General features: G+C 35.0%; 11 protein-coding genes. 6 read left to right on the plus strand and 5 right to left on the minus strand.

Annotated elements, in window-relative coordinates:
- Positions 1-343 precede the first annotated feature (343 nt).
- On the minus strand, positions 344-1,282 hold the full coding sequence (locus OF897_RS20895) for an alpha/beta fold hydrolase (RefSeq protein ID WP_267267607.1): 939 nt from the start codon (positions 1,280-1,282) through the stop codon (positions 344-346).
- A 112-nt stretch (positions 1,283-1,394) separates the two neighbouring features.
- On the opposite strand from OF897_RS20895, the gene OF897_RS20900 reads away from it, so the two are divergent.
- The 6 genes from OF897_RS20900 to OF897_RS20925 all read left to right on the plus strand — a co-directional run bounded on the left by OF897_RS20900 (position 1,395) and on the right by OF897_RS20925 (position 6,329).
- Positions 1,395-2,261 carry a LysR family transcriptional regulator gene (locus OF897_RS20900; protein WP_267267608.1) on the plus strand — a complete coding sequence of 289 codons (867 nt, stop codon included), beginning with the start codon at positions 1,395-1,397 and terminating at the stop codon, positions 2,259-2,261.
- Positions 2,262-2,339: 78 nt separating this feature from the next.
- On the plus strand, positions 2,340-2,927 hold the full coding sequence (locus OF897_RS20905) for a TetR/AcrR family transcriptional regulator (RefSeq protein WP_267267609.1): 588 nt from the start codon (positions 2,340-2,342) through the stop codon (positions 2,925-2,927).
- Between the two features lie 87 nt (positions 2,928-3,014).
- Positions 3,015-4,181: an MFS transporter gene (locus tag OF897_RS20910; RefSeq protein ID WP_267267610.1), complete on the plus strand. Its 1,167-nt coding sequence runs from the start codon at positions 3,015-3,017 to the stop codon at positions 4,179-4,181.
- 294 nt (positions 4,182-4,475) lie between these two features.
- Positions 4,476-5,021: a peptidoglycan-binding protein LysM gene (locus OF897_RS20915; RefSeq protein ID WP_267267611.1), complete on the plus strand. Its 546-nt coding sequence runs from the start codon at positions 4,476-4,478 to the stop codon at positions 5,019-5,021.
- A 249-nt stretch (positions 5,022-5,270) separates the two neighbouring features.
- A complete protein-coding gene (locus tag OF897_RS21625; protein ID WP_323809083.1) occupies positions 5,271-5,465 on the plus strand; it encodes a recombinase family protein in 195 nt (64 codons plus the stop codon).
- A 558-nt stretch (positions 5,466-6,023) separates the two neighbouring features.
- Positions 6,024-6,329: a hypothetical protein gene (locus OF897_RS20925; RefSeq protein WP_267267612.1), complete on the plus strand. Its 306-nt coding sequence runs from the start codon at positions 6,024-6,026 to the stop codon at positions 6,327-6,329.
- Between the two features lie 520 nt (positions 6,330-6,849).
- Here OF897_RS20925 and OF897_RS20930 read toward each other — a convergent pair.
- Genes OF897_RS20930 through OF897_RS20945 form a run of 4 tightly spaced genes read right to left on the minus strand, consistent with a single transcriptional unit; the run spans position 6,850 to position 12,837 of the window.
- On the minus strand, positions 6,850-7,953 hold the full coding sequence (locus OF897_RS20930; protein WP_267267613.1) for a metallophosphoesterase: 1,104 nt from the start codon (positions 7,951-7,953) through the stop codon (positions 6,850-6,852).
- Positions 7,954-7,969: 16 nt separating this feature from the next.
- Positions 7,970-9,703: a RagB/SusD family nutrient uptake outer membrane protein gene (locus tag OF897_RS20935; protein ID WP_267267614.1), complete on the minus strand. Its 1,734-nt coding sequence runs from the start codon at positions 9,701-9,703 to the stop codon at positions 7,970-7,972.
- Between the two features lie 10 nt (positions 9,704-9,713).
- On the minus strand, positions 9,714-11,357 hold the full coding sequence (locus OF897_RS20940) for a SusC/RagA family TonB-linked outer membrane protein (protein WP_267267615.1): 1,644 nt from the start codon (positions 11,355-11,357) through the stop codon (positions 9,714-9,716).
- Positions 11,317-12,837, minus strand: a complete 1,521-nt coding sequence (locus OF897_RS20945; RefSeq protein ID WP_267267616.1) for a TonB-dependent receptor plug domain-containing protein — start codon at positions 12,835-12,837, stop codon at positions 11,317-11,319. The genes OF897_RS20940 and OF897_RS20945 overlap by 41 nt, the downstream gene beginning before the upstream one ends.
- Positions 12,838-12,913: the final 76 nt, after the last annotated feature.

Below are 12,913 nucleotides of genomic sequence, written 5' to 3' on the forward strand. Positions count from 1 at the left end.
TTTCTTTGGCTCGCAAGAAATTTGATATATCTGCTCGGGTACGAGTAAGTCAAAGTCTTAAAAATGTTTTTTTTATGAGTTAAATTATTACAATTTATACTTACTATCAATTGGAGCTATCTTTCTTCACTTGATGTCATAAATGTTACGAATTTGAATTATCAGCGATTTATGAGATTTGTATATAATGTAAAGAAGTTTGCTAGCGGGCGGAAATATTTTGTAAAGTTGGCATGAAAAAACCAAAGCAACATGAATTGCTTTGGTTTTTTTTGAATAAAATTGGAGATGCATATTTAAATGATCCGAAATTCAGAATTTATCGTATTGTTCTGATAAATTATTACCAGGAAAGTATGTCTAAAAACTTCAAGATGTCGGCTCCGATTTCTTTGACGTGAGTTTCCAAGGCAAAATGACCGGTATCATAAAATTTCACTGTTGCTTCCGGAATATCTTTTTTGTAGGCTTCAGCTCCTGCCGGTAAAAAGAATGGATCATTTTTGCCCCAGACTGCTAAAAATTTAGGCTTGTATGTTCTGAAGTATTCCTGAAACTTTGGATATAAGGCAACATTAGACTTATAGTCTCTTAAAAGATCCAACTGTTTTTCTTTTGAATCCGGACGGTCAAGAAAAAACTGATCTAAAGTATATGATTCAGGTGCAATTAGTGAAGGATCAGATACTCCCTCCAAATATTGAAATTTTGTTCCTTCAAAAGTTACAAAAGTTGATCTTAAGGCATCTCTGTTTTCTTTTGTATCATGTTCCCAGTATTTCTGAATAGGATTCCAGCCTGAGCTGAGACCTTCAACATAAGCATTTCCGTTTTGCGAAATGATTCCTGTTATTTTCTCGGGATTTGCCATTGCTAATCGGTAACCCGTCGGTGCTCCGTAATCGAAAACATAGATCGCAAATCTTTTTAAACCTAAATTATCAATAAAACCCTGTATGGTCTTCGCCATATTAGCAAAGGTATAATCGAACTGCTTCCTTTCCGGAGCATCACTGTAACCAAAACCGGGAAGATCCGGAGCTATGACATGATAATTACCACTCAAAATAGGAATCAGATTTCTAAACATATGGGATGAAGTAGGATATCCGTGTAAAAGTAATACTGTTGGTGCATCTTTGGAACCTGCTTCACGGTAAAAGATATTATGACCGTTAGCATTAATTTTACGGTAGTGAATGAGAGAAGCAGACTGTTGGGTCTCATTTTTAAGATTTAATTTCGATTGTGACATCATTGAATTTGTTAATGTTAAGACCATTATAGCGGTCAATATTTTGATAGTGTTCATATCTTTTTTTGTCAAAATTAATCCATACATTTGTTCTGTAAAAACGATTTAAAATGATTATAATAATCATAAATAATGATAGATGAATTTGAATGATTTTAAAATATTCGAAGCTGTAGCTAATCACGGGAGTTTCACAAAAGCAGCAGAAGCTATGTTTACGGTGCAGTCTAACGTAACCGCCCGTATTAAAAATCTTGAAGAAGAATTTGACGCAGCATTGTTTTCGAGAACCTCCCGAAAGGTAGTATTAACACAGGCAGGCGAAAAATTAATGATCTACAGTAAGAAATTAAATCATTTATTGGAGGAAGCAAAACAGGCAATCGGTAAAAATGACGTGGTGAAAGGACAGATCAGGGTCGGTGCTTTGGAAACCATGATGGCAACAAAGGGTCCGGAAATGGTGAATGACCTAGCAGATGATTTTCCGTATGTTGAGATGGAGTTCCGATCTGACACCAGAGAGAATCTTATAAACGAGGTCTTGAATTATAGACTTGATGCTGCTTTTATTCCGGCACCAATTGATATCCCGGAACTCGAACAGTTTAAGTTTAAAACAGAAGAAATCGTCGCTGTCGTTCCCACAAACTGCAAAAGCTTGGATGATTTACTATTGCATAATCCTGTTAAAGCGATTGTTTTTGATCAGGGTTGTGTCTACAGAGCAAGGCTGGACTCTTGGTTGGTAAGTAAGGGCATATATAACTATCATAAAACTGAAATGAATTCAATTGAAGGAGTTGTTAATTTTATAGAGTCAGGAATCGGGTTCAGTGTTTTGCCCAAAGAAATCATCACCACCTTTTATAGTAACCGGAAAATAAAAACATTCGCACTCCCTAAAGAGTTAGGAGTAATGACCACTGTTCTCATTTATAAAAAAGATATTCCTCTGTCACCTGCATTGAAGGCTTTTCTGAGTTTGTTTGATTTTTTGAAGTAAGTTTAATCTCAAGAATAGAGTAAAATAATTTTAATTTATATTAAACCGAACGGTTTAATATCGTATATTTGCAAGATCATGCCTAGAAAAAAAGAATTTGACTACGAGGAAAAACTAGAAGTTGCAATGCATCTTTTCTGGGAAAAAGGTTATCACTTTACTTCCCTAAGCGATCTTGAAAGTTATCTAAAAATAAACAGAAGCAGTATTTATCCAACATACGGAGATAAAAAGGAATTACTTCTCAAAAGCCTTGATCGATATCAAAATGCCAAGCTCTCAGAATATCAGTCTTTTCTGCAGGATAAAAATCTTAACGCGCTGGAAGATTTAAAGCAATTACTGACAATGGCTGTAAAGCAAAGCATCACAGATGAAAAGGTTTGTCTTGCAGTAAAAATGATTTTTGAAATGGCTATGGCTGACAAAGAAATCAACCAGATGCTTCTAGGCAACGAAAAAGAAATAGAAAAGGTATATCTTACTGTTCTTCAACGAGGAGTTATGCAAAAGCTTATTAGAGAAGATCTAGATATAAAAACTACTGCAGCATTCTTTGCAAGTTCCTCTACAACCCTCCTAAAAAATTATGTTTTGTACAAAGATAAAACTCAGATTGACAAAATGATTAATCTGATGATTCAGCTCGTTAGTAATGGAAAATAATCTTTTGCATTCAATAATCTCCTTATTTTAATAATTTAAAAACAATCAAATATATTTTTTACCCTATTTTAAACCGATCAGTTTATTATGAAAACAAACTTAAATAAAAGAATTGCTTATATAGGCTGCTTAGGTGTCGTTGGTATTATCAGTACAGAATTTGGAATCATTGGTATCTTACCACAAGTTGCTGAATATTATAATATTAACATTGGCACAGCTGGTTATCTATTGAGTGCTTTTGCTCTCTTAATAGCAATAACAGGACCTTTTACCGTATTATTAGCATCTAAATTTGATAAGAAAACAATTATGCTCTATGCAATGGTATTGTTTTTTGTATCTAATTTTTTCTCAATCTTCAGTCCACCTTTTTGGATTTTGATGATTCTGAGAATTCTACCTACCGTTCTTCATCCTGCTTTTTTTTCAATGGTGATAGCCGCTGCGATTAAAGGAACATCGCAGAAATATCAAATGAAACTCACAGCGATCATTATTGGAGGAATTGCCCTCGCACAAGTTACATTGATTCCTTTAAGTACTTTTGTAGCGAGTATCTACTCATGGCAGTGGACTTATGTCATTCAAGGATTTGTCATACTTTTAACCATCTTAATTATTATAAGATATTTACCTTCGTTACCCAATGAGCAGCCAGCTACTTTTAAAAATCAACTCTCGATATTGACGCAACCTCGCTTTATTTCGGGTACTCTTCTGAATATACTATTAATTACAGCATGGTTTTGTTCGTACAGTTATTTTGCAGATTATCTCTCAAAAGAAAAGTTGATGAATGAAAAAGAAATTAGTTTTTTATTGCTACTCTTTGGAGCCATGGGTATTTTGTCAAATTATTTAGCGGGAAATTTTTTAGGTAGAAAAATGTTTTGGACTACTTTATTTTTTGTTGTTGGAGTCTTTATTGTACCCTTAGGATTCCACTATACTGATAATTCCTTTTTAAGTGTGGTCATCGTTACTGGTATTTGGGGCTTTATGTACGGACCATGTTTTCTAATTGGGGTTGGTTATATGATTTCTGCAGCACCTAATGCAAAGGAATTTGCTAACAGCCTTCAAACCTCATTCGGAAATTTAGGAGTGTCTTTAGGAACAACTGTAGGAGGACTTTCTATTAGTCAATTCGGAATATCAATTGCACCTTGGGTCGGAATTATTTTCGGAGTTCTAGCAATTTTTATACTACTTTGGCGAGCTTATTTAGATCGTTTTACTAAAAAAAAATAAATATTCATCAATTTACTATCCTATTGCAGACCAAGATAGATGAAAATTTATTGAAACTTATAAAGTGAAACTGGATGAAAATAAAATAACTATGATTCAGTATGGAGAATTACTAACCAAAATACGCCCTCAACACTTTCATAGTGTTGAGGGATTTTCTATTAGCTGGTATGTGTAGTTATTTTACTACATGAACTTCCATTTTCTACTACAAAGAAACTTTTATCGCTACCGTAGATTTGTATTGTTCAAAAGAGGACAACAAAATAAGAATAAAAAATAAATAATACGATCATGACAAAACATATCGCAATAGCAGTTTTAACTATCGGAGCCATTATATTAGGAACTAACAATGTTCAAGCTCAAAACACTAACGCTACAACAACCGTAAATATTACCCTGAACGATGTCATCTCTATCGATGCGGGAAGTACTGCGATTGGTAATACGGTTGACTTTAACTATGCTACTGCAGCGGATTATAACTCTGATCAAACAATTACTAAAGCCAACTCTTTGAAAGTTACTTCAACGAAGAACTTTAACGTTAAAGTAAAAGCAGGAGGTGCTAATTTCATGAATGGAACCAACGTAATCCCTGTAAATGTTTTAACGATTAAAGCAGCTTCAGCTTCCGGAACAATGGGTGGGACAAAAAATGCTGTCGTTTTATCTGCAACGGATCAGAATTTAGTAACAAATGCTCCATTGGGAAGTGCATTAACCCTGAATTTGGATTACATGATTCCTGCAGTGAAATCATCATCTTCAGATATCTTAGGTAAACCAGCGGGAACGTATACGCAAACAGTTACCTATACTGCAACAGCTTTATAAGTAAAATTTTTTCATATTAATATTTTGTGATTTGGTGTTTCGAAGGCTTCCTACAGGAGGCCTTTGATTTTGTATGTATTGATATCGATGTAGAGAAAATTCAAAATCCGGGAATAAGTATCTATCAGCTGTACGATTGTATCTAGGTTTTTGGACATTTAAATAGAATTATTACATCACACCAAACATTCAGTAAATTTATTAAGCTGTTTTATATCTCTTTTTAAAGTTATCAAATCTCAAAAAAAGATGTCTTCTCTGGCTGAGTATGAAAGGGAGCTAATTAGAGAAAGAACTAATACTGGATTGCAATCTTCAAGAGCGAAAGGTAAATTGGGAAGAAGACCAAAGGGATATTCTTCGGAAAAAATTTCTAAACTATTACTTTACACTCAATTTATAAATATCCAACAATGCATCGCAAAGATATTTACAAACCTTTAGGGTTGAATAGAGCAACAGTTTGTGGATATGCTAAAATTCTTGATCATCATACGTATGAAGAGATAAAGAAAATGAGAATTAAAAAGTAAATATTATAAAATAGTTTTAATTGGAAAATTTGAATTACTTTTCTGAAGCAAATGTCTGGCTTTGTAAATTATTCATTTACGTATTTAATGTCAAATAAGATAAAAAGTCCGTCAACCCAAAGATCAATTTAAAAGTAAAAAGCTCGTGGAAGATAAAAATCAATTCATCAAAATAAAAATTTATATTAGTAACTTTATAGCTATGCGAATGATATAGTTTAGATTGGCATAATGCGTAAATTTTAAAGTTAGCGGTAATGCTACTTGAATAAAAAATCGAAAATTCTAACAAAAAATATTAATGAAAATTATTGGCAAAATAAGTCTATTCTTAATTACTTTAATATTATTAAGTTGTGACTCAATATTTTTAAAACCTCGAGAATTTGAATAAGAATTTAAAAACTATACTTCTTATTCAGATTCCATCTTATATGACGGAGATTTTCTACATCCTTCGTATGCGTTTATGAAAAATGGAAAAATAAAAGGTTTGGAATTTAATGCTAATCCTGAATGTGGTTCCGTTACAAAAAGATTTTTTTTAAATGAAGATGAAAGTATTACAAAAATAATTATTGATAAAGATTTTTGGAGTGAACATTGCGGGGAGCCATTTGATTCAATATTCGTACTCGAAATTCCTTCAAAAGAGATTAAGGTTTATACTAAATCAACAGATGGTAAAATCATTAAGGATATTAAAAAAATTGAAGCTGAATTCATAGACATTCAAAAATATAAAAAAGAACTAAAAAATTGGCAATACAGATAACTAGGGCTTGCCAAAAGCAGGGCTTAAGTTCGTCGATTAAACATTGTAAAAGGCTCAACAGCAGTAATTTTATTGAAATTTGAACTAAATAATCCCCGCTTTCGGCAAGCCCCAAATTATTATAGATGAATTACATCGCAGTAAACGATGTAATAGGAGATTTAAAGTCTCATAATTTTAAAAAAAAGTGTAAAAATTATTATTGACTGTATCACCGCTGTTGCAGGCATTTAAAATAAATGAATTACATATAAATTTAGGAAGATATCTTGAAGACCATATGGGATTGAATATTCCCAGTCTTTGACCCGATTATTCAAGAGTAAAACTAATCAAACCTCGTTGGAGTTCAGACAGTCATTTAACTAGTTATCAATGGTAATTTTAAATGCTGAACATTGTTATAAGGAAGATAATTAAAGTCAAATTATCATTAAAAACATAAAAACTGTTCTTAATAGAACAGTTTTTATGCATATTGATTTGAATCAATTATTCATAAGATTTTAGATATCTATTTCTACTCTGAAAAATTAAAGATAAACTCATTTCGCGAATCTTTCTTGTATGCATGCGTTTGAGTTTTTGGTGACATACCGAACAGGGGAGAGTAAGTTTTCACTTTTACCGTTTTATTATCCGGATAGAACTCAATGATTCTGATCCAGCCATCACCTCCGTTACCATCACGATGACCACCGCCTTCACTTTGCATATCAAAAAGCATCTGATTCACGTTTTTCCCATAACTGTTAGGATCTACACGAAAACCTTCTCCTGAAATATGACCACTTAATACCAATTGTAGATTTTGAGACGGCTCAATCAGCTTTTTCCATATCTGTTCTCCGTTATTCGATTCCGGAAGTACGATGGTTTTAGACTTTTGCGGTACATTGTTTATTAAAAAAGGCTCATACATAAACCAAGAATTCTCTTTATCAGTTCTTTTGTCTTTATCATTCAGAAAGGCATGGGTGATTAAAATTGATTTATGGTTTTTGTATTGAGGCATATCCAATACTTTTTTAGCCCATTCCAATGCTTTATTTCTCGGTGCAAATTCAAGGCTGAGAAATAAATAGTCCTGTCCGTTTAATCCTTTCAATTCCAAAACAGAGTTTTCCATACTTGGAGAACCTGCATCATTATAAAAATTCTGTGCTAAATATTTCTGATTTAAATAATTAAAATTGGAAGGAAAAAACTCATTATAACGGGAAAATCTTCTGCCTTCTTCATTAATACTGAAATCATGATTTCCTGTCGCTGCAACGTAAGGTACTTTTCCATTAAGCCTTCCCAAGATTGACTGCACAGATTTCCATTGGTTATCTGCACTTTGGTCGCCATCATATCCTTGATTAAGAATATTATTATGCTCTACCAAATCTCCAACCTGGCAAACCATTTTAATATTTAGGAGAGAAATATTATCCTCAATCCATCTTACCATCAGATCCAAAACAGGTTGATTTCTGTTCCATTTTACATAGTTTTGTGTATCTGGGATCAGAACAATACTCCATGATTTTTCATTGTCTAATTTTGGAGTCTGAAATTTTTCTTGCCCGAAAACCACTGCACATACCAATACCAACAATAGCGATATATTCTTTTTCATAAATTTTCTTTAAAAATTAATAACCAGGGTTTTGTTTTAGTAAAAGATTTGCATCCATTTCAGATTGCGGGATTGGCCAATATTCATCTTTATTCGGAGTGTACACTACTTGTTGTGTCGAGAAAGACGCTGAAGCTTGTGAATGATTGTAAATAGGATTTGCGCTTTCATCAAAACCTGTTAATACAGATTTTGTCCAATTGTTTCCGTTACGGTTTAGGTATAAATATCCGTTCATTACGTTGTTTGCAATGCCCCAACGTCTGATGTCATACCATCTTAATCCGTCATTAGCCAATTCTACTTTTCTTTCATATCGAAGTGCTTTTCTTAATTGTGCCTGTGACATTCCGGTCGGTAAAGCAGGCATTTTCGCACGCAATCTGATCTGATTAATCATGTCATAAACCGAATTATCCAACTGATTCGACTCAATTTTTGCTTCTGCGTAAATCAGCATTAATTCTGATAATCTGAAAATTCCAACATTTAAATCTGAGTTTCCACTCACTGAGGTCGTATTAAAATCAGCAAGATCAACTACTTTTCTCCAAAGATAACCGCTGAAAGAACGATATGCATTCGTAGCATCTGCATTGGTAACTTGGGTTGGTGCTCCGGCAGACCAATAATTATTAACTTTAGTGAAAGAGGTATGAGGCTCGAATTGATACCCCAAATATCTTGAATGTGGTCTTACTGCGTACATATCCAAACGTGGATCTCTGTTTTTAAACGGATTTGTATTATCATATAGCGGAGATTCCAGTATTGACAAGCCATCTGTCATTTCATAAGAATCAATAAGATTTTGAGTAGGTCCCCAATAACAAACTCCTTTACCCAAACGAGATGCAGCATAATATTGCTGATTATGAAGATATCCTGGTACATTTTTGTTGAATTCTGCCACCCAGATCCATTCTTTGCTGGTCGAAAAACCGGTATGTCCAAAAATATTGCTTGGATCTGGCTCTCCAACGGTATGGTCTTTCCCAGCGAAATTCACTGAAGCATTGAAGGGTGTCAAACTGTAAACACCTGCTGCTGCGTCTAATGCCTGTTTTGAAGTAATTGCTGCTGCTGCATATTGTTTAGAATAAAGTTCTACTCTTGCTTTTAGCATTAAAGCTGCGATGCGAGATGCACGCACATTCCCGTACTGTGATTGTGATATGGGAAGCTGTGGTGCAACTGCTCCAAGTTCTGCAATAATAAACTGCTGAATTTCTGTGACAGGTGTTCTGGCAACATTAGCATTTTCAAGCGTAACTGATGATTTTATTAATGGAACATCTCCGTAAAGCTCAATCAGTTGAGAATAAGCATAAGCACGAACAAATCTTAATTCTGAACCAAGTTCCGCCTTTTGAGCTGCGGTAAGTCCTGCAATTCCGTCTAATTTATCAAGTACTGCATGACATCTTGCAATGGTTTTATAATGAATTTCCCAGGGTTTTATGGTTAATGCATTGGTTGTCGTAATCGAACTTGTGATGGGAGAGGTATAGTTTGTTCCCGGTCTCGCATATCCGATGTCTGTAATATTATCCATCACGTGCCAGATCGGCGTACTCGCAGCGTCAATAGTACTTAAGTTTCTGTACGCAGCAAAAAGCCCCATTCTTCCTTCTTCATAGGATGCAGGGAAAGTTCCGGATGTTGGTCCATTAAGCGGTTCTAAATCCATATCGGCACTTGAGCACGAAGTAATTGTCGCCAATAAAAATATTTTTAAAAAGTTTTTCATTTTTTTAGAATTAAAATTTAACATCAATACCAAATGAGAATGTTTTTACCTGTGGATAATAATTTCCGCCACCTAAAGCAACGCCGTCGGAACTTCCAAGATTGTAATTGATTTCAGGATCATACCCTTCGTAAAAATCAGTGAAAGTCAAGAGGTTTTGTCCGTTTAGGTAGAGGTAAATGCTTTGAAGAAACGTGTTATCTGTAAAAGATTTAGGCAGTTCATATCCGATCTGTACATTTTTAAGTCGCATATACGCTGCACTTCTCATCCACTTGGTTGAGTTTTGTGTATTGTTTGTAGAGGTAAGGGAAACACGAGGAAATTCGGCATCCGTATTTTCCGGTGTCCAATAATCCAATTGCCAAGGTTTCACAGCACTTGAATTGACCGCGGGAATTACGTAATGTGAATCTAAATAACCGTCAACTTTACCAACACCCTGTATCAATGCGGATAATTTAAAGCCTTTATAAGATAAACCCATATTAAAACCGTAAGTGTATCTTGGTACAGTACTTCCGATAATAGTTCGGTCGGCATCTGTAATTTTTCCGTCTCCGATTGGATTTCCGTTGGCATCAAAAGCTCCGGCAATATCCTTATATCTGATATCTCCCGGCTTTAAAGTTCCGAATTGTGTCGGTCCTGCATCAATTTCTGCCTGACTTTGATAAAGTCCGTCAGCGATAAAACCATAAATAGAATTCACCGAAGAGCCAACCTGCTGACGAAGAAGTGTTCCTGAAGACTGACCTTTCATGTCGACAATTTCGTTTTTGACGTCAGAAAGATTAAAACCGATATTCATTTTAAAATCTCCCCATCTTTCATTATACTGTGCACCGATTTCCCAACCTTTGTTGCTTACTGTTGCCGCATTTTGAACGGGTGCTTCTAAACCTGTAAGCTGAGAAGTATTTAATCTTAAAAGAATTCCGTCAGTTTTTTTATTGTATAGATCAAAAGAAAGGTCTAATTTTTTCCATAAAGATAAATCGACACCAACACCAGACATGGTGGTTTCTTCCCACTTCAGATCAGGATTAGACATGATTAACTGCTGGATCGTCTGATATACAACTCCGTTCATCGAAGTGCTTCCCAATGATAACGGTTCTGAAAATGGATAATATGATGAACTGATATTCTGATTTCCTAATTTCCCCCAAGATCCTCTGAATTTCAACTGGCTGATTGTTCCTCTTAAACCTTCAAAAAAGTTTTCTTTTGAAACCACCCAACCTGCAGAAAATGACGGAAAAACTGCCCAACGGTTTTTGCCGATAAACCTTGAGGTACCGTCATTTCTTACATTGGCTTCAAACAAATATTTCTGATCATAATTATAATTAAATCTTCCAAAAGCAGAAACCAGCAGCCATTCATATTCTGAACCTGCATTATCTTTTGTTTCATTATCTGCACCTGCATCGATTACTTCGTAATTGTCATAGAGAAAATCTCTTCTGTAACCTGATAATATTTTTTCGTTATACGTTTCTCTTGAAGCTCCGGCAAGAAGTTCAAAACCGTGCTTGCCAAAGTCTTTTTTTGCATCCGCCTGAAACTGATACGTTCCGTAAAACTGGCGTCTTGCAGATTCTGTAAGTTCAGTAAGTGTTGGCAGAACCTGCTTCTGTTCCGTCTTCATAATAGGTAGGCACACTTTTTCTGAAAAGATGAATATTGGTCGTAAGATAACGTGGAGCAACCATACCTTTTAATGTTAACCAATCGGTAGGTTTGTAAGAAATGTTCATGTTTCCTATAAATTCCAGATTATTCTGCTTACGGTTTCCACCATTTTCGATATAACCGACAGGATTTATTTTTACCCATCCGTCAGAATAGTTTTGGCCATAATAAATGGGGATATTTGTCGGCATTCTTCCAAGATAATTCCAGACCGTTCCTTCGTCGGCAATCTGTGTTCTGTCTTTGTTTAAGAACGACATATCCAGCCTGATGTTCCACTGATCATTCGGTGTGATATCCATATTATTACGGAAAACAAATCGCGTAAAATCCGTATTTTTAATAATTCCTTCCTGTTTTGAATACCCAAAAGAAGGTGATACGCTTATAATTCCGGATTTTGCAGATAAAGAAAGATAATGGTCCTGCAAGAATCCGCTTCCCTGAAGAATCGCTTTTTGCCAGTCGTAATTGCTTGGATTTTTGTTGTATTCGTTTCTGAAATCATTGATGGCTTCGTCACTGTAGATCTTTGTACCATTGTCATTCATACTTGCATCATTGAATACTTTCATGTAGGTAAGGCCATCGGTAACTTTTGGTATTGCTGTAGCTCGTTGCCATCCTGTATACATTCTGTATTGAGCGGTCAGTTTATTTCCCTTCGCACGTTTTGTGGTCACGAGAACAACTCCACCCGCTGCTCTCGAGCCGTATATTGCAGCAGAAGCAGCATCTTTTAAGACAGAAATAGACTCGATCATGTTCACATCAACATCATTGATGTTTCCTGCAACACCGTCAATAATCACAAGTGGATTGCTGTCTGAACCTCCAAAACTGTTGATCCCTCTGATTCTGATATTCCCGGCATCACCTCCCGGTGCACCAGTTTGTGTAGTCACTGTAACACCCGGTGCAAGACCCTGTAAAGCATTTCCGGCTGAAAGTACGGGTTGTCCTTCTGCTGTTGAGCCTTTCACAACGGAAACGGAACCTGTGATAATGGATTTCTTTTGTGTACCATAACCGACAACTACAACTTCTTCTATTTGTTTTTCCTGATTGTTTAAAGTATCTTTTTTAGGTTCTAAATTATTTTCTGCAAAAGAAGAATTCGTGGAAGCTAATTTTCTAAGACTTACCGTGTTGTTCTGGATCTGATAATCTAACGGAACACTTTTTTTCAGATAGTTTAAACTTTGCTGTAATGATAAGTAATTGATTTTGCTTTCATCCACCCAAATATTTTTAAAATCTGAGGCTGAATAAAAGAATTTGGTCTTGGTAGATTTCTCTAATTTTTTAAGTATTTTGACTAATGAAACCTGTCCCTGATTATTGGCGGCAGCCATTTTAGTCTGGGTTTGTGCATAATTTTGCACGGGAAGTCCCATAGCGACGAGTAAAGCAATAGAAATTGCAGTTTTTTTCATAAATTTGAAGAGTTAATTTATTATTCTTAAGCGAGTTTTGAATTAATTACAAGCACTGATAACGCCACATTATTGG

Origin of the sequence: Chryseobacterium formosum (assembly GCF_026460885.1) — a bacterium.
Taxonomy (GTDB): domain Bacteria; phylum Bacteroidota; class Bacteroidia; order Flavobacteriales; family Weeksellaceae; genus Chryseobacterium; species Chryseobacterium formosus.

Bases quoted from the DNA above. Each gene is read 5' to 3' on its own strand.
- OF897_RS20895 (WP_267267607.1), bottom strand. From the start codon at position 1,282: ATGGTCTTAACATTAACAAATTCAATGATGTCACAATCGAAATTAAAT.
- OF897_RS20900 (WP_267267608.1), top strand. From the start codon at position 1,395: ATGAATTTGAATGATTTTAAAATATTCGAAGCTGTAGCTAATCACGGG.
- OF897_RS20905 (WP_267267609.1), top strand. From the start codon at position 2,340: ATGCCTAGAAAAAAAGAATTTGACTACGAGGAAAAACTAGAAGTTGCA.
- OF897_RS20910 (WP_267267610.1), top strand. From the start codon at position 3,015: ATGAAAACAAACTTAAATAAAAGAATTGCTTATATAGGCTGCTTAGGT.
- OF897_RS20915 (WP_267267611.1), top strand. From the start codon at position 4,476: ATGACAAAACATATCGCAATAGCAGTTTTAACTATCGGAGCCATTATA.
- OF897_RS21625 (WP_323809083.1), top strand. From the start codon at position 5,271: ATGTCTTCTCTGGCTGAGTATGAAAGGGAGCTAATTAGAGAAAGAACT.
- OF897_RS20925 (WP_267267612.1), top strand. From the start codon at position 6,024: ATGAAAAATGGAAAAATAAAAGGTTTGGAATTTAATGCTAATCCTGAA.
- OF897_RS20930 (WP_267267613.1), bottom strand. From the start codon at position 7,953: ATGAAAAAGAATATATCGCTATTGTTGGTATTGGTATGTGCAGTGGTT.
- OF897_RS20935 (WP_267267614.1), bottom strand. From the start codon at position 9,703: ATGAAAAACTTTTTAAAAATATTTTTATTGGCGACAATTACTTCGTGC.
- OF897_RS20940 (WP_267267615.1), bottom strand. From the start codon at position 11,357: ATGAAGACGGAACAGAAGCAGGTTCTGCCAACACTTACTGAACTTACA.
- OF897_RS20945 (WP_267267616.1), bottom strand. From the start codon at position 12,837: ATGAAAAAAACTGCAATTTCTATTGCTTTACTCGTCGCTATGGGACTT.